18 protein-coding genes and 1 tRNA gene are annotated in these 20,987 nt (G+C 72.0%); 11 read left to right on the top strand and 8 right to left on the bottom strand.

Features of this window, described 5'->3' with window-relative positions:
• Nucleotides 1-39 precede the first annotated feature (39 nt).
• The 3 genes from AC5L34_RS06235 to AC5L34_RS06225 all read right to left on the bottom strand — a co-directional run bounded on the left by AC5L34_RS06235 (nt 40) and on the right by AC5L34_RS06225 (nt 2,110).
• Entirely contained in the window at nt 40-846 is an 807-nt protein-coding gene (locus AC5L34_RS06235) for a WecB/TagA/CpsF family glycosyltransferase (protein ID WP_441173841.1), read from the bottom strand.
• The gene (locus AC5L34_RS06230; protein ID WP_441173840.1) at nt 843-1,958 is read right to left on the bottom strand and encodes an NAD-dependent epimerase/dehydratase family protein; all 1,116 of its coding nucleotides are present in this window, start codon (nt 1,956-1,958) and stop codon (nt 843-845) included. The genes AC5L34_RS06235 and AC5L34_RS06230 overlap by 4 nt, the downstream gene beginning before the upstream one ends.
• 66 nt (nt 1,959-2,024) lie before the next feature.
• Nucleotides 2,025-2,110: transfer RNA gene (locus AC5L34_RS06225), tRNA-Leu, on the bottom strand.
• A gap of 224 nt (nt 2,111-2,334) precedes the next feature.
• On the opposite strand from AC5L34_RS06225, the gene AC5L34_RS06220 reads away from it, so the two are divergent.
• The 8 genes from AC5L34_RS06220 to AC5L34_RS06185 all read left to right on the top strand — a co-directional run bounded on the left by AC5L34_RS06220 (nt 2,335) and on the right by AC5L34_RS06185 (nt 12,114).
• A complete protein-coding gene (locus AC5L34_RS06220; protein ID WP_089002733.1) occupies nt 2,335-3,123 on the top strand; it encodes an FHA domain-containing protein in 789 nt (262 codons plus the stop codon).
• Nucleotides 3,124-3,129: 6 nt separating this feature from the next.
• Nucleotides 3,130-3,615 carry an FHA domain-containing protein FhaB/FipA gene (locus AC5L34_RS06215; RefSeq protein WP_089002732.1) on the top strand — a complete coding sequence of 162 codons (486 nt, stop codon included), beginning with the start codon at nt 3,130-3,132 and terminating at the stop codon, nt 3,613-3,615.
• Entirely contained in the window at nt 3,612-5,048 is a 1,437-nt protein-coding gene (locus AC5L34_RS06210; RefSeq protein ID WP_494824057.1) for a PP2C family protein-serine/threonine phosphatase, read from the top strand. Before AC5L34_RS06215 ends, AC5L34_RS06210 begins: the two co-directional genes overlap by 4 nt.
• A 25-nt stretch (nt 5,049-5,073) precedes the next feature.
• A complete protein-coding gene (locus tag AC5L34_RS06205; RefSeq protein ID WP_494824055.1) occupies nt 5,074-6,567 on the top strand; it encodes an FtsW/RodA/SpoVE family cell cycle protein in 1,494 nt (497 codons plus the stop codon).
• Nucleotides 6,564-8,069, top strand: a complete 1,506-nt coding sequence (locus AC5L34_RS06200) for a peptidoglycan D,D-transpeptidase FtsI family protein (RefSeq protein ID WP_441173837.1) — start codon at nt 6,564-6,566, stop codon at nt 8,067-8,069. The genes AC5L34_RS06205 and AC5L34_RS06200 overlap by 4 nt, the downstream gene beginning before the upstream one ends.
• Before the next feature lies 1 nt (nt 8,070).
• The gene (locus AC5L34_RS06195; RefSeq protein ID WP_441173836.1) at nt 8,071-9,489 is read left to right on the top strand and encodes a serine/threonine-protein kinase; all 1,419 of its coding nucleotides are present in this window, start codon (nt 8,071-8,073) and stop codon (nt 9,487-9,489) included.
• Complete coding sequence (pknB, locus tag AC5L34_RS06190) at nt 9,486-11,297, top strand: Stk1 family PASTA domain-containing Ser/Thr kinase (protein ID WP_441173835.1); 1,812 nt, start codon at nt 9,486-9,488, stop codon at nt 11,295-11,297. The genes AC5L34_RS06195 and pknB overlap by 4 nt, the downstream gene beginning before the upstream one ends.
• A gap of 199 nt (nt 11,298-11,496) precedes the next feature.
• A complete protein-coding gene (locus AC5L34_RS06185) occupies nt 11,497-12,114 on the top strand; it encodes a SanA/YdcF family protein (RefSeq protein ID WP_441173834.1) in 618 nt (205 codons plus the stop codon).
• Between the two features lie 67 nt (nt 12,115-12,181).
• Here the strand turns inward: AC5L34_RS06185 and AC5L34_RS06180 are convergent, their stop codons facing one another.
• From AC5L34_RS06180 to AC5L34_RS06165, 4 genes are read right to left on the bottom strand one after another with little or no spacing between them, the layout of a single operon-like run.
• Nucleotides 12,182-12,832 carry an aminodeoxychorismate/anthranilate synthase component II gene (locus AC5L34_RS06180; RefSeq protein ID WP_441173833.1) on the bottom strand — a complete coding sequence of 217 codons (651 nt, stop codon included), beginning with the start codon at nt 12,830-12,832 and terminating at the stop codon, nt 12,182-12,184.
• A 7-nt stretch (nt 12,833-12,839) separates the two neighbouring features.
• Complete coding sequence (locus AC5L34_RS06175; RefSeq protein ID WP_441173832.1) at nt 12,840-13,127, bottom strand: hypothetical protein; 288 nt, start codon at nt 13,125-13,127, stop codon at nt 12,840-12,842.
• A gap of 2 nt (nt 13,128-13,129) precedes the next feature.
• Nucleotides 13,130-15,061 carry a class E sortase gene (locus tag AC5L34_RS06170; protein WP_441173831.1) on the bottom strand — a complete coding sequence of 644 codons (1,932 nt, stop codon included), beginning with the start codon at nt 15,059-15,061 and terminating at the stop codon, nt 13,130-13,132.
• The gene (locus tag AC5L34_RS06165) at nt 15,058-15,864 is read right to left on the bottom strand and encodes a DUF881 domain-containing protein (protein WP_101413513.1); all 807 of its coding nucleotides are present in this window, start codon (nt 15,862-15,864) and stop codon (nt 15,058-15,060) included. Before AC5L34_RS06165 ends, AC5L34_RS06170 begins: the two co-directional genes overlap by 4 nt.
• A 227-nt stretch (nt 15,865-16,091) precedes the next feature.
• Here AC5L34_RS06165 and AC5L34_RS06160 point away from each other — a divergent pair, with 227 nt between their 5' ends.
• Nucleotides 16,092-16,355 carry a cell division protein CrgA gene (locus AC5L34_RS06160; protein ID WP_089002723.1) on the top strand — a complete coding sequence of 88 codons (264 nt, stop codon included), beginning with the start codon at nt 16,092-16,094 and terminating at the stop codon, nt 16,353-16,355.
• 354 nt (nt 16,356-16,709) lie between these two features.
• Nucleotides 16,710-18,908 carry a (Fe-S)-binding protein gene (locus tag AC5L34_RS06155; RefSeq protein ID WP_441173830.1) on the top strand — a complete coding sequence of 733 codons (2,199 nt, stop codon included), beginning with the start codon at nt 16,710-16,712 and terminating at the stop codon, nt 18,906-18,908.
• A 61-nt stretch (nt 18,909-18,969) separates the two neighbouring features.
• Here AC5L34_RS06155 and AC5L34_RS06150 read toward each other — a convergent pair whose 3' ends face one another.
• A complete protein-coding gene (locus AC5L34_RS06150; protein ID WP_441173829.1) occupies nt 18,970-19,650 on the bottom strand; it encodes a GOLPH3/VPS74 family protein in 681 nt (226 codons plus the stop codon).
• 304 nt (nt 19,651-19,954) lie between these two features.
• Here AC5L34_RS06150 and AC5L34_RS06145 point away from each other — a divergent pair, with 304 nt between their 5' ends.
• Nucleotides 19,955-20,950, top strand: a complete 996-nt coding sequence (locus AC5L34_RS06145; protein ID WP_494824052.1) for a C40 family peptidase — start codon at nt 19,955-19,957, stop codon at nt 20,948-20,950.
• Nucleotides 20,951-20,987: the final 37 nt, after the last annotated feature.

The raw sequence follows: 20,987 nt of genomic DNA, 5'->3' as shown, positions 1-20,987 counted from the left end.
CGTGCGTGGGAAGGGGCCCCTCTCGGTGTCTGTCGGTAGTCAGACGGCGAAGGTCGCCGGCCGCTCCGTGGCGGGGGCCGGCGGCCGCGCCTTCCACAGCCCCGTCTTCTGCCCGGCGAGCCGGGTCAGGTAGGCCGGGTTGAGGATCACGTAGCGTCGCCAGAGCCGCTTGGGCTCCAGGCCGAGGCGCCAGAACCACTCCAGGCCGGCCCGCTGCATCCACGGCGGGGGCTGGCGCAGCAGCCCGGCGTGGTAGTCGAAGGCCGCCCCGACCGCCATCAGCGGCATGTCCAGCAGCGGCCGCATGGCGTACGTGAAGACCTCCTGACGCGGGCAGCCCAGGCCGACCAGCACGAGCCGGGCCCCGCTGGACCTGATCCGGTCGGCGATCTCCACGTCCTCGCCCGGCTGCACCGCCCGGAACTTGGATGGCTCGACGCCGGCGATCTTCAGAGCCGGGAACATCCGCTCCAGCGCCGGGATCAGCCTGGCCAGGGTCTCCTCGGTCGACCCGTAGAGGTAGACCGGCAGGCCCTCGTCGGCGAACCGGGAGAGCACGTGCAGGGTCAGGGTGGGGCCGTAGACGCGGTCGGTGAGCCCCGCGCCGTGCAGCAGGTTGAGCGCCCAGCGCACCGGCTGGCCGTCGGGGGTGACCACGTCGAAGGAGTTCAGCCGGGCGTTGTGCGCCGGGTCGAGCACCCCGGTCATCACGCCGTGCACGGCCAGCGCCGTCAGCGCCAGCGGGCGGCGCTCCTGCGCGGCGGCCACCACCTGCTCGGTCGCCGCGGCGTAGTCGGTGGCGTCGACCAGGACCCCGAGGACGTTCCGCTTGCCCTTGCCGGTCATGCCCCCGGCACCCACTTGTCCACGTTGGCCTCGTAGATCTCCCGCATGATCATGGGCACGTCGTAGACCTGCTTCCACTCGGGGTAGTCGGCGTGGAAGGCCTCGTTCGAGCCGATCCACCACTTGTGGTCGCCGATCCGGTTGGCCTCGACGTACTCGGTGATCATCTCCTGGCCGGTGATCTGCTCGGCGAGCGCGAACGCCTCGCGGTTGGAGGTGTTCGAGTGCCGCCCGCCGCCGAGGTTGTAGACCGCCGCCGAGCGCGGGTTGCGGAAGAACGCCTCGAACGCGGAGACCACGTCCGAGCTGTGGATCGCGTCGCGGACCTGCTTGCCCTGGTAGCCGAAGATCTTGTACGTCCGGCGTTCCATGTTGGCGCGCATCACGTAGCCGAGGAAGCCGTGCAGCTCCGTCGCGGAGTGCGCCGGGCCGGTCAGCGTCCCGCCCCGGAAGCAGGCCGTACGCATGTCGAAGTAGCGGCCGTACTCCTGCACCATGACGTCGGCCGCCACCTTCGACGCACCGAAGATCGAGTGCAGGCAGGCGTCGATGGACATGTCCTCACGGATGCCCTGCTCGTACGGGTGCCCCGGCTCGATCTCCCAGCGCGACTCCAGCTCCACCAGCGGCAGGCTGTTCGGCCGGTCGCCGTAGACCTTGTTCGTCGAGCAGTGGATTACCGGCGCCTCGACGCAGTGCTCGCGCACGTTCTGCAGGACGTTCAGCGTGCCGGCGGCGTTCACGTCGAAGTCGGTGAACGGGTCGCGCACCGCCCAGTCGTGCGACGGCTGGGCGGCGGTGTGGATCACCACGGCGACGTCGGTGCCGTACCGCTTGAACAGCTTGGCCAGCGCGGCCCGGTCCCGGATGTCGATGCTGTGGTGCGAGTACGCGGACCCCAGCTCGTCGGTCAGCCGGCGGACGTTCCAGGCGGTGGACGCCTCCTCGCCGAAGAATTCCTGCCGCATGTCGTTGTCGATGCCGACGACCTCGAGACCGAGGCCGGCGAAGTGCCGGACCGCCTCGGAGCCGATCAGACCGCCCGACCCGGTCACGAACGCGACACTCACACGACACTCCTGGTCCGTCGGAGGCAGAAACCATCGGAGCATAGCGTGACGTACGGCACGCCCCGATACGGCGCGAGGGCCCCGCATCGCTGCGGAGCCCTCGCGTATTGGTGGGGAAGGGGGGAGTTGAACCCCCACGCCCTTTCGGGCACACGGACCTGAACCGTGCGCGTCTGCCATTCCGCCACTTCCCCGTGGCTTGACCTCGAACACTGTAGTCTGTGCCGGTCCTGCTGTCTCCAGCGGGCCCGGACATCTTACCGGTCCGTGATCGTTGCGACGATTGGTTACCGTCCGAGGAGCGGTTACCGTTCGTGGCGGACGAAAGAGTAGCACGGCAGTATCGGCCCGTCCGAACGGGCCGCCGTCAGACGGCCGAGCGGCGTGTGAGCTGCGCGCGCGCCGGCCGGATACCATCATGTCCTCGGGACCCGAGGAGGAGCCGGTGAGCGTGCTGCAACGCTTCGAGAAGCGTCTGGAAGGCCTGGTCGAGGGGGCCTTCGCCAAGGTCTTCAAAGGGGTGGTCCACCCCGTGGAGATCCTCAACGCCATGCAGCGGGAGGCCGAGGCGCACAAGGCGATCCTGGCCGGTGGGCGCACGTTGGTGCCCAACCGCTACGTGATCGATCTCTCGCCCTACGACCACAGTCGTCTGGCGCCGTACGCCGCCGCGCTGGCCCAGGAACTGGCCCAGTCGCAGGCGGAGTTCATCGGCGAGCAGGCCTGGACGGTCTACGGCGACGTGATCGTCGAGATCGAGCGCGGCGAGGGGCTGGACACCGGCATGTTCCGGGTCACCGCCGAGGTCTACACCGGCGGCGAGGTCGCCCCGGTCTCGGCGCCCGGCTACGACTCGGGCCAGCCCGCCTACCCCGCGTACGACCAGGGGGGTGGCTACGGTCCCCCGCCCGGTCATGGCGGCGGCCGCAACGTGCGGCTGGTCTCCGGCGACGGCCGCACCTACCCCCTCCAGATGGGCTCGACCGTGATCGGCCGCGGCGACCAGGCCAACCTGCGCCTGCCCGACGTCGGGATCTCGCGGCGACACGCCCGGCTGGACTTCGACGGTGGTCAGGTCGTGCTGACCGACCTCGGGTCGACCAACGGCACCATGGTCAACGGCCAGCGGGTCTCCGCCGTCGCGCTCAACCCCGGCGACATGATCCAGCTCGGCACCACGACGCTGACCTTCCGCGTGGACGGCTGACCCGCGTTGCCGGAACTCGTCATCACCGTCGCCCGGTTCGGGTTCCTCATCCTGCTGTGGATCTTCGTGTTCACAGTGGTCGGCGTGATCCGCCGGGACCTCTTCGCGGGTGCCCGGTCGGGCCGGCTCGTGGCCGCCCCCCGGGCGGTCGGCGCCACGCTCGGGCAGGCGTCGAAGCCGGCGAAGGCGAAGCGGGGCAGGGCGGCGCACCAGCTCGTGGTGACCGCCGGTCAACTGGCCGGGACCCGGATCACCCTCGGCGAAGCCCAGATCACCATCGGCCGGGCCGAGGATTCGACCCTCGTCATCACCGACGACTACGCCTCGGCGCGGCACGCCCGTCTGGTGCCCCGCGACGGCCAGTGGTTCGTCGAGGACCTCGGCTCGACTAACGGCACCTACCTGGATCGCGCTAAGGTCACCGGACCAACCCCCGTCCCCCTCGGCGTGCCGATCCGGATCGGCCGCACTTCTCTCGAATTACGGCCATGACTCTGACCCTGCGCTATGCGGCCCACAGCGACCGCGGTCTGATCCGAGACGGTAACCAGGATTCCGTCTACGCCGGGCCGCGGCTACTCGCCGTCGCCGACGGCATGGGCGGCATGGCCGCCGGTGACGTCGCCAGCAACATCGTCATCGGTGCCATGGCGCCGCTCGACGAGGACGTCCCAGGTGACGCCCTCGTCGACGCGTTGCGTTCGGCCGTGGGCACCGCCAACCAGCAGCTCCGCGACACCGTGGACGCCAACCCCCAGCTGGAGGGGATGGGCACCACGCTCACCGCGACCCTCTTCTCCGGCAGCAAGCTGGGCATGGTCCACATCGGTGACTCGCGGGCCTATCTCCTGCGCAACGGCGAGTTCGCGCAGATCACCAAGGACGACACGTACGTCCAGATGCTCGTCGACGAGGGCCGGATCAGCGCCGAGGAGGCGAGCAGCCACCCGCAGCGGTCGCTGCTCACCCGCGCGCTCGACGGCCGCGACATCGACCCGGAATACAGCGTCCGTCAGGTGCTCCCCGGCGACCGCTACCTGATCTGCAGCGACGGCCTCTCGGGTGTGGTCAGCGCCGACACCATCGGCGAGACGATGCGCGAGTACGCCGACCCGCAGCAGTGCGTCGAGCGGCTGGTGCAGCTCGCCCTGCGCGGCGGCGGCCCGGACAACATCACCGTGATCATCGCGGACGCCACCGACCAGGACATCGTCGAGGCGAGCCCGATCGTCGGCGGTGCGGCCGCCCGGGACCGGGGCATGGCGACCTCCGCCGACGTCTCCACTCCGGCCGCCCGCGCGTCCGCCCTCTCCGCGCCCCGCCCGCCCGCTCCCGAGGAGCCGTCGGCCGCCGCCGACGACGAGCCGGAGCGCCCGAGGCGTCGCCCGGTGCGGGCCGCCGCGATCTCGGTGGCGCTGCTGGTCCTCGTGGGTGGGGCGGTCTTCGGCGGCTGGAGCTACACCCAGCGCCAGTACTACGTGGGCGCGACCGAGAACGGCCAGGTCGCCGTGTTCCGGGGCATCCAGGGCGAGATCGCCGGCATGGACCTGTCGACCGTGCACTCCACCAGCCCGGCCGATCTCGAAGACCTGACGCTGGCCGCCCAGGAGCAGGTCAAGCAGGGCATCCCGGCCAAGAGCGAGCCCGACGCCGAGCGTCGGCTGGCCGAGCTGACCAGCGACAACCCGATGAACCCGAACCTCAAGCCCATCTGCCCGCCGAGCCCCAGCCCGAGCGCCGTGGCGGTCACCACCGCCCCGACGCCGACCACCGGCCCGGTGTCGCCCGCCCCGACCGCCAGCGCGAGCGCCCCGGTCAGCGGTCGACCGAGCACGCCGGCCGCGCCGACCACCACGCCCGACGCCCCGCCCTCCGACACCGACTCGCCGGCGCTCGACCCCGCCGCGTGCCGGTCGCCGGAGTAGGCGCGGCTCGATCCGAGGACGTTCCGTGACCGCAGCGGCCCTTCCGGCACCCTCGCCCGCCACCACGGGCGAGCAGCCCGGCGTACGCCTGGCCCGGTCCCGGCGCAACGCCGAGTTGTCGCTGCTGCTGGTCGCCATGGTGCTGGTGGCCGCGTACGGGGCGATGGTCGAGGCGAAGGTGCTCGACACGGTCACGGCCGACTTCTGGATGCCGGCCGCCGCGCTGACCGCCGTGTTCCTCGGCCTGCACCTGGTGATCCGGTTCCTGGCGCCCTTCGCCGACCCGGCCCTGCTGCCGGCGGTCGCCCTGCTCAACGGGCTCGGGGTGGGCTTCCTGCGCCGGATCGACCTGGGCAAGGCGGCACCGGCCGAGCGGGAGGACCTGGCCATCTTCGCCGGCACGGGCGGCCGGCAGCTCGCCTGGACGCTCGTCTCGGTCATCCTCGCCGCCGGGCTGCTCGCCATCATGCGGGACCACCGCTCGGTGTCGCGCTACGCGTACACGCTGGGGCTGGCCGGCATCGTGCTGGTGATGATCCCGGCGGTGCTGCCCAGCCGGTTCTCCGAGATCAACGGCGCGAAGCTGTGGATCAAGTTCGGCGACAGCTTCTCCATCCAGCCGGGCGAGTTCGCGAAGCTGGCCCTGCTGGTCTTCTTCGCCTACTACCTGGTGCGCAAGCGCGAGGTGCTGTCGTTGGCGAGCCGCCGGTTCCTCGGCATCGACTTCCCGCGCGGGCGAGACCTCGGCCCGGTGGTCGCGGTCTGGCTGGTCAGCGTCCTGGTCCTCGTCTTCGAGAAGGACCTGGGCACCTCGCTGCTCTACTTCGGCATGTTCGTGGTGACGCTCTACATCGCCACCGAGCGGGTCAGTTGGCTGCTCATCGGTCTGGTGCTCTTCTTCGGCGGCGTCTACCTGGCGTACGTGCTCGGCGACGTGGTCGGCGGGCCGTTCGCCAACTTCTACCTGCGGGCCCAGATCTGGCTGGACCCGTTCGCCGACCCCTACAACGACGGCTACCAGCTCGTGCAGGGGCTGCTCGCGCTCGGCACGGGTGGCCTCTTCGGCGCCGGCCCGGGCGGTGGCCAGCCCAGCCTGCTGCCCGAGGTGCAGAACGACTTCATCTTCGCGGGCATCGGCGAGGAGATCGGCCTCTTCGGCCTCTCCGCCCTGCTCGTGGTCTACCTGCTGATCGTCGAGCGGGGGCTGCGGGCGGCACTGGCGGTCCGGGACTCGTTCGGCAAGCTGCTGGCCGGCGGCCTGGCCTTCACCCTCGGCCTCCAGGTCTTCGTGATCGTGGGCGGGATCAGCAAGCTCATCCCGCTGACCGGGCAGACCACCCCGTTCCTCTCCGCCGGCGGTTCCTCGCTGATGGCGAACTGGCTGCTCATCGCGGCCCTGCTCCGGATCTCCGACGGGGCCCGTCGCCCCGTCGCCGGCGGTGGCGGCAAGGCGGCCCGCCCGTCCGGCGGCCCGCCGGAGCAACTGCACGGTGCCCCCACGGAGGTGATCAGGCCGTGAACGCACCCCTGCGCCGCGTCGGCGTCGTCGTCATGGTTCTCTTCGGCCTGCTCTTCGCGAACCTGAACTGGATCCAGGCCTACAAGGCCGACGAATACCGCACCAGCGACTACAACGGTCGGGTCCAGGTCGCCGAGTACGAGCGCAAGCGCGGCAACATCGAGGCCGGCGGCACCGCCTTCGCGCTGAGTAAGGAGACCGGCGGCGAGCTGAAGTTCCAGCGCGCCTACCCGGGCGGGGCGAGGTACGCGCACGTGCTCGGCTACAAGCCGGTCAACCTCGCCGAGACCGGCATCGAGAAGTTCGAGAACGACTTCCTGGCCGGCACCAGCGACCAGCTCATCGCCAACCGGGTCAAGGACATGTTCACCGGCGACCAGACCGGCGGCGGCAACGTACTGCTCACGATCTCCAAGGGCGCCCAGAACACGGCGTTCGAGCAGCTGCGCAACAACCGGGTCAACGCCGCCAAGGGCGCGGCGATCGCCGTCGACCCACGTACCGGGGCGGTGCAGGCGCTGGTCTCCATGCCCAGCTTCGACCCGAACCCGCTGGTCAGCCACAGCACCAGCGAGGCCACGGCCGCGTACAACAAGCTGGAGCAGGACCCGGCGGGTCCGCTGAAGAACCGGGCCCTCGGCGAGGTGCTGCCCCCGGGCTCCACCTTCAAGATCGTGGTGGCCGCCGCGGCGCTGGAGAACGGCGTCGGTCAGGAGACCCGGATCCCGGCCGGTGCCAGCTACACGCCGCCCACCTCGGGCTCCCAGATCCGCAACGCGGCGCCGTCCATCTGCCCGGAGGACGAGGTCACCCTGATGAACGCGGTGACCGAGTCGTGCAACACCGGCTTCGCGCAGCTCGGCGTACGGCTCGGCGCGGACAAGGTCAAGGAGAAGGCCCGGCAGTTCGGCTTCGAGCAGGAGGACCTCACCGTCGGCCACCTCAACGAGGCCGGTCACCCGGTGGCGGCGAGCCGGACCGGGGACATGCAGAACCCGGACGGCAGCACCGACCCGGCCGCGCTGGCGCAGTCCTCGATCGGCCAGAACAACGTGCGGATGACCCCGCTCCAGGGCGCCATGATCGCTGCGGCGGTGGCCAACGACGGCAGCCAGATGCGGCCGTACCTGGTCCGTCAGCTGCTCGCCCCGGACCGCACCACCAGCTACTACACGGCCAAGCCCAAGGAACTGCGGCAGCCGATCAGCGGCCAGGTCGCCGGCGACCTGCGGGACATGATGGTCAGCGTCGTCAAGAACGGCACGGGCGAGAACGCGCGGATCAACGGCTACACGGTCGGCGGCAAGACGGGCACCGCCCAGTCCGCGCCGGACCGGCCGGACCACGGCTGGTTCATCGGCTTCGCCCTGGACAAGAACGGCACGCCGGTCTCCGCCGTCTGCGTGGTGCTGGAGCAGGCCGGCCCCGGTGGCAGCGCCGAGGCGGCCCGGATCGCCGGGCAGGTCATGCGCGCCGCCATCACCGACCCGGGGGGCCGCTGACATGTTGAGCCCCGGGGTGCAGCTCGGCAACCGCTACCGCCTGGACGAGCGGATCGCCAGCGGCGGCATGGGCGACGTCTGGCGCGGCACCGACCAGGTGCTCGGCCGGACGGTCGCCGTCAAGAGCCTGCTCCCCGCGCTGCTCGACGACCCCGACTTCGCCGAGCGCTTCCGGGGCGAGGCCCGCACCATGGCCACGATCAACCACCCCGGTGTGGTCGACGTCTACGACTTCGGCAACGACCAGCAGATCGCCTTCCTGGTCATGGAGTACGTCGAGGGCGACGCGCTGTCGGCCACCCTGGCCCGGGTCGGCCGGCTCACCCCGGCCCGCACCATGGCGCTCGTCGCCCAGGCCGCCGATGCGCTGCACGCCGCGCACGTGAAGGGCATCGTGCACCGGGACGTGAAGCCCGGCAACCTGCTGGTCCGGCCCAACGGCACCCTCGTGCTGACCGACTTCGGCATCGCCCGCTCGGAGTTGGTCGCCCAGCTCACGGCGGCCGGCTCGGTGCTCGGCACGGCCTCGTACATCTCTCCGGAGCAGGCCACCGGCGGCGTCGCCACGCCCGCGTCCGACGTCTACGCGCTCGGCGTGGTGGCCTACCAGTGCCTCGCCGGCCGCCGCCCCTTCGAGGGCGACAATCCCCTCGACATCGCGATGCGGCACGTGCGGGAGACGCCCCGGCCGCTGCCGGCCGACATTCCGCCGCAGGTCCGGGCGGTGGTCGAGCGGGCACTGGCGAAGGACCCGGCGGCACGCTGGCCGAGCGCCGCCACGCTGGCCGGGGTCGCCCGCCAGCTGAAGGCCCAGCTCTCCCAGCAGGCTCGGGCGGCAGGCCAGCCCATCTCCGCCGCCCCGGCGTCGCCGGCCGGCCCGCCCGGCCGGGCCCAGGTGCCGCCGCCGCGTCCGCCGGTGTCGCCGCCCCACCGGCAGCCGAACGTCGCCGCGCAGCCGCCGCGTCCGCCCATGGCGGCGCATCGGCCGCCGGTGGCGAACCCCCGGCCGGCCGCCGCGCCGCACCGCCCCACCTCGGTCGCGCCCGCCGCGCCGGCCCAGCACCCGCAGATGGCACCGACCGGCTACCCGCGCGGCGCGGCGCCCGTGCAGCAGGCCCGGCCGATGTCGTACGCGGGACACGCCGTCCCGCCGGCGCACCAGCCGGGTGGACAGCGGTCCCGGCCCGGGATGGTGTTCCTCGCCATCATCGTGGCCGTACTGGTCCTCGTCTGCTCCGGCGTGATTTCCTACAGCGTGCGGGAGAGCACGAAGTCGAGCGCGGTCACTCCGCCGACGGTGACGTCCGGCGCGCTGTGGCCCGACGGACGCGACGATCCGGCCGGGACGTCGTACCGTCGACAGGAACTGCCCCGGTCGGGCAGCGACGAGACGACGAGCGAAGGACGACAGACGCGATGACAGCGCAGGCCCGCCTGCTCGGTGGCAGGTACCAGGTCGGCGAGCTGCTCGGCTATGGCGGTATGGCCGAGGTGCACCGCGGTCGCGATCTCCGGCTCGGTCGGGACGTCGCGATCAAGATGCTCCGCACCGACCTCGCCCGGGACGCCACCTTCCAGATGCGGTTCCGCCGGGAGGCGCAGAACGCCGCGTCCCTCAACCACCCGGCGATCGTCGCCGTCTACGACACCGGCGAGGAGACCGCGCCCACCGGCGAGACCCTGCCGTTCATCGTCATGGAGTTCGTCAACGGGCGGACCCTCAAGGAGGTGCTGGGGGTCGAGGGGCGGCTCCAGCCGCGCCGGGCACTGGAGATCTGCGCCGACATGTGCGCGGCTCTGGAGTTCAGCCACCGGCACGGCATCATCCACCGCGACATCAAGCCCGGCAACGTGATGCTCACCCAGACCGGCCAGGTCAAGGTGATGGACTTCGGCATCGCGCGGGCGCTGGCCAGCGGTGCCACCACCATGACCCAGACCAGCGCGGTCATCGGTACGGCGCAGTACCTCTCGCCGGAGCAGGCGCGCGGCGAGGCGGTCGACGCCCGCTCCGACGTCTACGCCGCCGGCTGCGTGCTCTTCGAGCTGGTCTGCGGGCACCCGCCGTTCGTCGGGGACAGCCCGGTCAGCGTGGCCTACCAGCACGTACGCGAGACGCCCCCGACCCCGAGCGACATCAACCCGGACGTCAACCCGGCTGTCGACGCGATCGTGCTCAAGGCGCTGTCGAAGAACCCCCTGAACCGCTACCAGAGCGCCGGCGAGATGCGCGCCGACCTGCTCCGCGCGGCCGCCGGCCGCCCGGTGATGGCGACCCCGGTGCTGCCGCAGGAGGAGACGACGCAGCTCGCCCCGGCCGGCGCCGGCTACGCGGGCGCCCCCGGCGCCCCGCAGACCCGGCAGATGCCGGCCCGGGTCGGCGATCCACGCCGACGCAAGGCGTCCTCCTGGCTGATCGCGACGTTCGCCGCGGTGGGCGTCCTCGCGGTGATCGCCCTGGCCGCCGCCCTGCTGAGCCAGCGCGACGGCGACGACCGGGTCACGGTGCCCACGGTGACCGGCCTGACCCAGCAGGAGGCGTTCGCCCGGATCTCGCAGGCCAACCTGGTGCCCAGGGTGGGCGACCCGGTCACGAACGACAGCTGCAAGGAGGGGCAGGTGGTCAACCAGACCCCGCCCGCGAACTCCGCCTTGGAGCCGAACCGCGAGGTCATCGTCCAGGTCTGCGCCGGCCCGGCCACCAAGGTCATCCCGACCGGCCTCGTGGGCTCGACCTTCGAGAACGTGGAGGAGCGGCTCAAGAACGAGGGCTTCAAGGTCAAGAAGGAGTCGAAGGACAGCCCACAGCAGGAGGGCATCGTCCTGGAGGTGTCTCCGGCCTCGGGCACGAGGGTGCCCGAGAACAGCCAGGTCGTCGTCACCGTCTCCAGGGGCAACGTCGGCAAGGTGCCCAACGTGGTCGGCGACAGTGAGGACGACGCCAAGGAGGAGCTGGACGAGGCCGGCTACAAGTTCGACGTCAAGCAGGGCCGGGAGGTGCCGCCGGAGGAGGCCGGCCGGGTCACTAAGCAGGACCCGCCCGCCGGCAGCAACCTCGCCCGGGGCAAGACCGTGACGATCGTGGTCACCGTGCCGCAGGCCGAGCCGACGCCCACCGAAACGCCGAGCCCGACGCCCAGCGTCACGCCGACCACCCCCGGGGACGGCGGTGGCGGCGGAGGCTTCCCGCTGCCGACCACCCCGCCGATCCGGCTCCCCGAGCGCTGACGCGCTCGTGAGTGCGGAGGACCCGGCCGGGCAGCGCCCAGCGGATCCCGCCGGTCAGGGCCCTGTCGACGCCGGCGGGCAGCGTCCTGCCGGCGCCGCCGGGCGGCGTCCTCCGGCTGCCGACGACGACGGACGGCCGGCGACCGGCGCGGCGAGCCGGTGGCGGCGACGCCTGACCCGTACGGCGGCTCTGGGCCTGGTGGCATTGCTCCTGGCCAGCCTTCCCTGGCTCTGGACGACGACGGCCGCCCGTGGTCATGTCTACGGCGAGGCCGACGCGCCGGCCGCCGACGTCGTGATCGTCCTGGGCACGGCGGTGGCGGCGGACCGCCGCCAGCCGGGTGACCGGCTCACCGGCCGCCTGGAGACCGCTGCCGCGCTGGTGACCAGCGGGCGGGCCCGGGTCGTCCTCGTGTCCGGCGACGGGGGTGGCGCGTCCGGCGACGAGACGGCGGCGATGACGGCCCACCTGACCGAGCGGCTCGGGGTCGACGCGCGCCGTGTGGTGGCGGACCCGTACGGCCTGGACACCTACGACACCTGCGCCCGGGCGCGGGACGTGTACGGCATCGAACGCGCCCTGATCGTGACCCAGTCCTACCACCTGTCCCGTGCGGTGACGCTCTGCCGGCACCTCGGCCTCGACGTCGACGGGGTGACCGCCCGCTGTACCGGCTGCGGACCCGTCCTGCTCGTCGGCAAGGGCGTCCGCGACTACTTCGCAAGCGGCAAGGCGGCCTGGGACGCGGTGCGGGGCCGGCCGCCCGCGGTCCGCTCGCCCGCCGACCCGGCGCTCCAGGACGCGCTCAAGGGCTGACCCGGGCGGCTGTGGCCCGGACAGACGGAACCGCGCGGACACCGGCCGGTGGAGCCAGACCCTCGCGTCAGGCCGTGGCGAAGGCGGCGCGGCGGCGCGCGTCCACCTCGGCGGCCAGCGCAGGAGCCCGCTCCAGCGCCTCCGGGTGGCCGCAGGCGGCCAGCCAGTTGGCCAGCATCAGGTGACCGCCCTCGGTCAGCACCGACTCCGGGTGGAACTGGACGCCCTCGATCGGCAGCGTACGGTGCCGCACCGCCATGACCACCCCGGAACCCGTCCAGCCGGTGACCTCCAGCTCCTCGGGCAGCGTCTCGGGCAGTACGGCGAGCGAGTGGTAGCGGGTGGCGGTGAACGGGTCGGGCAGGCCGGCGAGCACCCCGACGTCGCGGTGGCGTACCTCGGAGGTCTTGCCGTGCAGCAGCTCGGGGGCGCGGGTCACGGTGGCGCCGAAGGCCTCGCCGATCGCCTGGTGACCCAGGCAGACGCCGAAGATCGGCAGCTCGCCCGCGTACGTGCGGATGACATCGAGGCAGATGCCGGCGCGGTCGGGGCTGCCGGGGCCGGGCGAGAGCAGGACGCCGGCCGCGCCGACCCTGCCCACCTCGGCGACCTCGATCTCGTCGTTGCGCCGGACGTCGCAGTCGACGCCGAGCTGGCCCAGATACTGCACCAGGTTGAAGACGAACGAGTCGTAGTTGTCGATCACCAGGACACGCATCAGGGGCTCACTCGTCCGGGGAGGCGGGAGGGGTGTTGTTCTGCTCGGTGTCGTACGGCAGGTCGTGCTCGTCGCCGGTGGGGGCGCCGTCGCCCTCCCCGCTGCCCGGCACCGCGTCACTGCCGGGGTCGCCGGAATCCTGGGTGACCTGCACGTCGTCGAAGGGCAGCAGGGGCTCGGCCCACGGGAAGACCACGTACCAGAGCAGGGCCACCATCGCGCTGGCGATCAGCAGGCTGCCGACGAGCTTGCCGGGCAGCCCGAAGGGGAGCTTGCGCCAGATCCAGCCGTACACCGTCAGGCCCCCAACTCGGCCGGGCGTCCCGCCGACTTCGGCTGGCTGCGGGCCAGCTCGGCATGAATGATCAGGCGCTGGTAGTTGTCGAACTTGGGGTTGCAGGTCGTCAGGGTGAGCATCGCCTTGGTCGGCTTCTTCCCGGGCTTGCCGGGCACCGGCGCCACCACCTCGACCTGGGTGGGCTTGACGATGTGGTTGTCGGTCACCTTGTAGATGTGCCAGTCGTTCTTGCCCTCCACCACGATGGCGTCACCGTCGTGCAGCTCGTCGAGCCGCCAGAAGGTGGCGCGGTTGCGGTGCCCGGCGACGGAGAAGTTGCCGACCTGGCCCGGCAGGGCGCTGGACGGGTAGTGGCCCGGCGCGTACCGGATGTCCTTCTGCGTGACGCCCTCGACGACGACCCAGTTCTTGTCGAGCTTGGGGATGTAGAGCCCGGCGATGGGTTTGCCCTGCACGGGGGGCTTCGGCTTGGCGGACGCACTCGCCGACGGTGCCACCGTCGGATCGCCTTCGGGGCCCCAGGCCTGCGCCAACTGCTGGCTGAGGTCGGTCTGGTGGGCGTCGACGATCGCGGACTTGCCCCACACCTCGTAGCCGGCGAAGAGCAGCACCACCAGACCGAAGGTGATCAGTAGCTCGCCGCTGATCCGGATGCCGGTACGCAGCCGGGAGCCCAGCGACGGCCGGGTGAGCTCCGAGTAGACGCTCTTGTAACCCTCCCCGGTCTGCTCCGGGCGGAGCTGGACCACCCGCTCGCCCCGGCGCGGCCGAGGCTGCTCGCCGGCAGGGGCGCTTTCCGGCTCGTCCGTCTTCGGGGGACGCGGCACCGCGCCCATCAGCGCGGTCGACTCGACGAGCGCGGCCGGGGCGGCCTGCGTACGCCCGGGCACGGCCGGGATCAGGGCGGTGGCCCCGGGATCGACGTCGCGCGGGGCGGCCGGGGAGATCGGGGCCGACGGGCCGTTGGCCGACGCGCCCACCTTGGGGATGAAGGCGGTCGGCGCGTCGCCGGTCGGCAGGCCTTCCCGGGCGGCGGCGCGATCGACCGGCGGGCGGGGCGGGTGCTGCTGCCCGCCACCGGCCTCGGCGGCGCCCGGGCGTCGGCGGTCGTCGGACGGCGGAGCGGGATGGGCCGGAGCGGCCGGTCGGACCGGGCCGGCACCGGACCACGGCGGCGGCGGCGGGCCGGCATCGGGTCCCGCAGACGGGCCCGAACCGGCCGGGCGGGACCGGCGGAAGTCGGCGGAGTCCGGGCGGTCGACGCCCGTGGGGCCGGGACGGCGGGGGTCGTCCGCACCCGACCGGCCGAAGCCGGCGGGCCCGGGGCGGTCGCCGCCGGCGGACCGGGTGAAGTCGGCGGACGCTGGTCGGCCAAGGTCAGCGGACCCGAAGTCCGACCCGCGCCGGCCGAAGTCCGACCCACGCTGGTCGAAGTCCGACCCACGCTGGTCGAAGTCCGACCCGCGCTGGTCGAAGTCGGCTCCGCGCCGGTCGAAGCCCGACCCTTGCTGGTCCGGGCCGGGGCGGCCGAAGCCGGCAGGGCTCGGCCGGTCGAAGTCCGGGTGACCGGGACGGCCGGGTTCGGTGGGCCGGGCGGGGTTGCCGGCATGACGGGGCTGGTCGGCGCTCGGGAACCGGCCGGGGTTGGCGCGACGACCCGGCTCCGACGTCGGGCGGCCCGGCCCCGGCGCGTCGCGCGACCACTCGGTGCCCGGGCGGGCTTCGGTAGCAGCCGGGCCGGGCACGTGGGGCGGGCGGAGGGCCGGGGACTGGGGCGGGAGCGTGGGCTCCGGCCAGGCGCCGGCCGGGGCGGGACGGGCGGGGGCGGGGCCGGGCCGGTCGATCTTGGGCAGGAAGGCGGTCGGCCCGTCACCCTGGTCGCGGTGGTGGCCGTCGCGGTCCTCGGACCAGTCGTCCAGGGGGCGACTCACCGTGGCACCGTCGCCGAGCGCAGCGTGGTCGAATCCTCGAACGCCGGCACGGTCACCGTGGAGACCGTCTCCTTGTAACCGAGCTTGTAGTCGTCGACCAGGTCCCTGAACAACCGGACTCCCTGAGAGTCGGCGAGGGCCTGCTGGAGGGCAGCGGGATCGCCGATTGCTACGATCTTGAATGGTGGGGAGTACACCCGGCCGTGCAGCAGCAGGGTGTTACCCACGCAGCGTACCGCGCTGGTCGACAGCACGCGGACGTTCATGATGGACATGGCCTCGGCGCCACCCGCCCAGAGCGCGTTCACCACCGCCTGCACGTCCCCCTGGTGGACGACCAGGTCGTCGTTGGTGGCCCCGGCGGGCAGCGCGCCGTCGTTGCGGCGGGGCGCGTCGTCGAGTTCCACCGTCACCCCGGGGCCCGCGAGCGCCGTGAAGCCGGCGTCGTCCCGGCTGGCGGCGGCCCGGTTCTGCTGTTCCCTGATCGGCCCGTCGGAGCTGGCCAGGGCGTTGGTGCGGCCCTCGACCTCGGCGCGTAGGTTGGCCGCCCGCTGTTCGCTGGCCGCCACCTCCGCGCGCCGGTCCTCGATCAACTGGTTGAGCTGGGGCCGGCGGTCCTCCCGCAGTGCGGTGCCGCCGGCGGTGGTGGCCGTGGTGGTGAAGAGCAGCCCGGCCGCGGCGGCGATCAGCGGCACCCCGATCGACCAGCCCGGTCGTCGCTGCCGTGGGCGCCGAGGCAGCAGCCCGGCGACGGCCCGCCGGAGCACCTTCTGCCAGGAGGCCGCGCCGGATGTGTACTCCACCGAGCGTTCCTTCCCCGTCGTCTGGTTCAGCCCGCGGAGCCGCGGACCGCTGCGGCGACCCGAACAGTCCCGCCTTTTTCGGTCACTGGCTGCATCGGCCTCGCCCCATTCGTGGATTGGACGGGCCTTCGGGACTACGCTAGCTGTCGAACATTATTGGCCATGGACCGTCGCCCCCGCGCCCGGTTGTCAGGCCGGACGAGGTCGTAACCCCTCTGGAGAGCGTCGTGCCCAAGTCTCAGGTCCGCAAGAAGAAGGTGTACACCCCGCCGACGGACGTCCGTCCGACGGCGACGGCGGCGACGCGCAAGCCTAGCCCGGTCTGGCTGCCGGTCTCGGCGGTCGCCCTGATCGTCTTCGGCATCGGCTGGCTGGTGGTCTACTACCTCTCCGAGCAGGAGTACCCGGTCATGGCGTGGGGTTACTGGAACCTCGCGGTGGGCTTCGGCGCCATGGTCGCCTCCCTGATCCTGCTCTCCCGCTGGCGCTGAGCGTCGCGGCCCCGCCGCCGGCCCGGCGGCGGGGCCGCCGAGCGCGACCGCCCCTGCCGTCGACGGTGGCGCGGCCCGGCCGTTGCCGGCAATGCATGTCACCCCGTGGAGCCCCTACCCGGCGGTGACGGTGCCCGCGCCCTATGGTGTGCGCAGGGCGGCGCGGCCTGGATGCGAGATGACTCACGTTACTCCTGGGTAACCTTGCGCGTAGGCTGCACTGCATGACCGAGCGGAGCGAGGTCATCGACCGGTCCGGTCGAGGGTGCGGCAGTTGCGGCTCGCCGATCGCGCCCTGACCCGGCCCCGGTCGCCGAGCCGCTCGACAGGCAGCAGACCGGGGAGGCCAACTCGATGGGCAGCGTCCAGATCGTCACCACGATCCTCGCGTTCGCCATCACCGCCGTGGCGGTGTGGCTTGCGGTACGCGCGGTCATGAAGATGGTGGCCGTCATCCGGCTGGGTCAGCCGGATCCGACCCGCTTCGGTGACAAGGGCACCCGCACCAAGACCATGCTGGCCGAGACCGCCGGCCACACCCGCATGCTCCGCTGGAGCGTCGTGGGTGCGGCCCACTGGTTCGTGATGGTCGGCTTCATCGTGCTGTCACTGCTGGTGCTGGAGGCGTACTTCGAGGTCGTCTCCCCGACCGGCGGGCTGCCCCTGGTCGGCAACTGGGCGATCTACGGGCTGGTCACCGAGTGGCTCGCGATCCTGGGCCTCGTCAGCATCCTGGTGCTGATCGCGATCCGGCTCCGTAACCGGCCGACCCGGCCGGGTGGGCGTTCCCGGTTCACCGGCTCCACCATGTGGCAGGGCTACTTCGTCGAGGGCATCATCCTCGCCGTACTGATCATGGGCTTCGTCATCCGGGGCTTCAAGGTCGCCACCGACCACTTCGAGTACCCGGTCTGGGCCACCCCGCTCAGCCACGCCGTCGGCGGCGTGCTGCCGAACTGGGAGGCCGGCGTCAGCATCGCCGCGCTCATCAAGATCGCCATCTCGATGACCTGGCTCATCGTGATCGCGCTCAACGTCACCATGGGCGTCGCCTGGCACCGCTTCCTGGCCTTCTTCAACATCTTCTTCAAGCGTGACCCCGGCGCCAACGTCTCCGGCCTCGGCGCCCTGCGGCCCATGACGAGCCAGGGCAAGCCGCTGGACTTCGAGGAGGCCGACCCCGAGAAGGACCAGTTCGGTGTCGCCCAGGTCGAGCAGTTCACCTGGAAGGGCCTGCTGGACTTCAGCACCTGCACCGAGTGCGGCCGCTGCCAGTCGCAGTGCCCCGCCTGGAACACCGCCAAGCCGCTGTCGCCGAAGCTGCTGGTGCTGAGCCTGCGCGACCACGCGTACGCCAAGGCGCCGTACCTGCTGGCCGGCGGCGGCAAGGACCTGACCGGCGAGGAGAAGGCGACCGCCGCCCAGCTCGCCCACATGGACGTCCTCGCGCTCGCCGAGGCCGAGAGGCCGCTGATCGGCACCGCCGAGGAGGGCGGCGTCATCGACCCGGACGTGCTCTGGTCCTGCACCACCTGCGGCGCCTGCGTCGAGCAGTGCCCGGTCGACATCGAGCACGTCGACCACATCGTCGACATGCGCCGCTACCAGGTGCTCATCGAGTCGAGCTTCCCGTCCGAGGCCGGCGTGATGCTGCGCAACCTGGAGAACAAGGGCAACCCGTGGGGCGCCCCGCAGAACACCCGCGAGGACTGGACCAAGGGCCTGGACTTCGAGGTGCCGCGGGTCGGCGAGGTCGACGACTTCGAGTACCTCTTCTGGGTCGGCTGTGCCGGCGCGTTCGAGGACCGGGCCAAGAAGACCACGCGGGCGGTCGCCACGCTGCTCAACGAGGCGGGCGTGAAGTTCGCGATCCTCGGCGAGGGCGAGACCTGCTCCGGCGACCCGGCCCGTCGCATCGGCAACGAGTTCGTCTTCCAGATGCTCGCGCAGCAGAACGTGGAGACCCTCAACGAGGCGTTCGAGGGCCGGGAGAAGAGCAAGCGGAAGATCGTCGCGACCTGCCCGCACTGCTTCAACACCCTCGGCAACGAGTACGGCCAGCTCGGCGGCGAGTTCGAGGTGGTCCACCACACGCAGCTCCTGGCGCACCTGGTCGCCACCGGCAAGCTCACCCCGGTGCAGCCGGTCGACGGCGGCGTCACCTACCACGACCCCTGCTACCTGGGTCGGCACAACCGGGTCTTCGCCCCGCCGCGCGAGGTGCTGGGCACGGCCATCTCCGGTGAGCTGACCGAGATGCCCCGCAACAGCGAGCGCTCCTTCTGCTGCGGCGCCGGCGGCGCCCGGATGTGGATGGAGGAGAAGATCGGCAAGCGGATCAACGTGGACCGGGTCGAGGAGGCCATGTCCACCGGGGCGAAGACGGTCGCCGTCGGCTGCCCGTTCTGCTCGACGATGCTCAACGACGGCGTGAACGGCAAGGGCGCCGGGGAAGAGGTCGAGGTCGTCGACGTGGCCAGCGTGCTGCTCCGGTCGGTCAAGCCCGATGCGCCGGGCGGCACCGACACCGAGCGGCTGCCGGTCGCCGGCTGACGCGTACCCCCTGCGACGCCCGACGGCGGCGGCACCCTCCCGGTGCCGCCGCCGTCGGCGTTCAGGAGCTCGTGGTGGTGATGATGACGGCCGTGGTCGCCGTGGTGGTGGCGATCAGCACGGCGGCCTGGGTCTCCTCGATGGCCTTCCGCGTGGCGGCGGACGCCCAGTCGCCGGCGGCGATCTCGGTCAGCCGGCGCTTGACGTGCTCCTTCGACAGTTCCGCGAAGAGCTTGCGATCCAGGCCGACGGCCCGCGCGAGGCCGATGAGGGCGGCCGTACGCCCGTCCACCGGGCCGTCCCCGGCCACGGCGGCGACCATCCGCTGCCGGGCCTGCGTCTCCACCGCCGGCTCCGCGCCGGTGGACGAGGGATAACGGGTACGCGGGAAGACCCACAGCACCTTGTCCGAGTCGCGGCGGAGCACGCCCGCGGTGACCAGCCCGTCCAGCACCTGCTCGGGCAGGTCCTTGGCGAGCCGGCTGATCCAGTCCGTCGGCTTGCGCCGCTTCTCGTCGGCGGCGATCCGGGTCAGCGCGTCGTCGAGCTGCCGCTGCCCGACGGGGGTCGGATCGGTCACCACCAGCCGGCCGTCGGCGATCTCGACCCGGCCGGCGAGCGCCAGTTCCAGCAGCAGGGCACCGGCCAGGCCGTAGTCGAGCGTGGGCCGGCCGAGCCGGTTGACGCCCGCGTCGTCGTAGCCGAGCAGGGCGAGTTCGTGGGCGAGCGTGAGCGGTGCCATGTCCCGACGGTAGCCGGGCCCGGTGAAGCGGGCGGCCTTCGCGCCGCGCCCGGGGTCGCCATCACCCTCCCGGGCGTCGTCACGTCCCCCGCTGCATCGACTGCCCTCGTTGAGCAGCGGGCCGATACCCTTGGTGTGCAAGCGGTTGCGCAGGCGTGAAGTGGACCTCGGTCGCCTTGATTCCGCTGCCGGCCTTCCCTAATGTTGGGCACCGGCCGCTGTGGGTCGTCTGTCTCGCCCCTCTTTCCCTCGCGCGAGGCGCCAAGCGGCCGGGTTGCAAAAGGAGTCGGTGCCGGTGGCAACCATGCCCCCTCATCGTCACGCACCTCGACGGTCTGCTCGTCCGGGTGGCCTACGCAGGGCCGCCCACCGTCTGCTCACCCTGGTCGCCGCGGCGGTCGTCGGCGCCGGCATGCTCGCCGCGCCCGCCCACGCCGAGCCCTCGGTCGACGAGATCGAGGCCGCGATCGACCAGAAGTGGCGGCAGCTCGAGCCCACCATCGAGCAGTACAACAAGGTGCGGGCGCAGCTGAAGGTCAACCGCAAGAAGTCGGAGGATCTCCAGAAGAAGATCCAGCCGTTGGCGCTGGAGAGCGAGCTGGCGATGGACCGGGTCGGCGACCTCGCCTCCCGCTACTACATCTCCGGCCCGTCGCAGGAGATCGGCGCGCTGCTGGTCAGCGCCAAGCCCCACACGCTGACCGAGCAGCTGACGCTGCTGGACCGGCTGGCCGCTCAGGAGCGTAAGCAGCTCGAGGGCGTGACCAAGGTCCGTCAGAAGTTCGACGCGGAGAAGCAGAAGCTCGACACGCTGATCGTCTCGCAGACGAAGCAGCAGAACGACCTGGCTGCCAAGAAGAAGCAGATCGACGCCGACATCAAGAAGCTCGAGGCGTCGCTGCCGGTCACGACCGTCAAGACGGAGAAGTGCCCGACCATCAACGGCGTGGTCAGCGACGCGGCCCGCACCGCGATCCGTACCGCCTGCGCGCAGGTCGGCGACCCGTACGTCTGGGGTGCCACCGGCCCGAACTCGTTCGACTGCTCCGGTCTCACCCAGTACGCCTACAAGGCGGCGGGGATCCACCTGACGCACTTCACGGGTGCGCAGTGGAACGAGGGCAAGGCCATCCCGCGTTCCGAGGCGCGCCCGGGTGACCTGGTCTTCTTCTTCAGCGACCTGCACCACGTCGGCCTCTACCTCGGCAACGACAAGATGGTGCACGCGCCCCGGGCCGGCAAGCCGGTCAACGTCTCCAGCATCAACACGATGCCGGTCGCCGGGTTCCGCAGGCCCTGACGCGCCCACTGATCCCGCGTACGCGACGAAAGAGCCC

The organism is Micromonospora sp. ZG13 (genome assembly GCF_059359355.1).
This window is presented reverse-complemented; position numbering and strand designations above follow the sequence as displayed.

What these genes read in the sequence shown, in the direction of transcription:
- AC5L34_RS06235 (WP_441173841.1), bottom strand. Translation starts at nt 846, where the DNA reads ATGACCGGCAAGGGCAAGCGGAACGTCCTCGGGGTCCTGGTCGACGCC.
- AC5L34_RS06230 (WP_441173840.1), bottom strand. Translation starts at nt 1,958, where the DNA reads ATGCTCCGATGGTTTCTGCCTCCGACGGACCAGGAGTGTCGTGTGAGT.
- AC5L34_RS06220 (WP_089002733.1), top strand. Translation starts at nt 2,335, where the DNA reads ATGTCCTCGGGACCCGAGGAGGAGCCGGTGAGCGTGCTGCAACGCTTC.
- AC5L34_RS06210 (WP_494824057.1), top strand. Translation starts at nt 3,612, where the DNA reads ATGACTCTGACCCTGCGCTATGCGGCCCACAGCGACCGCGGTCTGATC.
- AC5L34_RS06195 (WP_441173836.1), top strand. Translation starts at nt 8,071, where the DNA reads ATGTTGAGCCCCGGGGTGCAGCTCGGCAACCGCTACCGCCTGGACGAG.
- pknB (WP_441173835.1), top strand. Translation starts at nt 9,486, where the DNA reads ATGACAGCGCAGGCCCGCCTGCTCGGTGGCAGGTACCAGGTCGGCGAG.
- AC5L34_RS06180 (WP_441173833.1), bottom strand. Translation starts at nt 12,832, where the DNA reads ATGCGTGTCCTGGTGATCGACAACTACGACTCGTTCGTCTTCAACCTG.
- AC5L34_RS06155 (WP_441173830.1), top strand. Translation starts at nt 16,710, where the DNA reads ATGGGCAGCGTCCAGATCGTCACCACGATCCTCGCGTTCGCCATCACC.
- AC5L34_RS06150 (WP_441173829.1), bottom strand. Translation starts at nt 19,650, where the DNA reads ATGGCACCGCTCACGCTCGCCCACGAACTCGCCCTGCTCGGCTACGAC.
- AC5L34_RS06145 (WP_494824052.1), top strand. Translation starts at nt 19,955, where the DNA reads ATGCCCCCTCATCGTCACGCACCTCGACGGTCTGCTCGTCCGGGTGGC.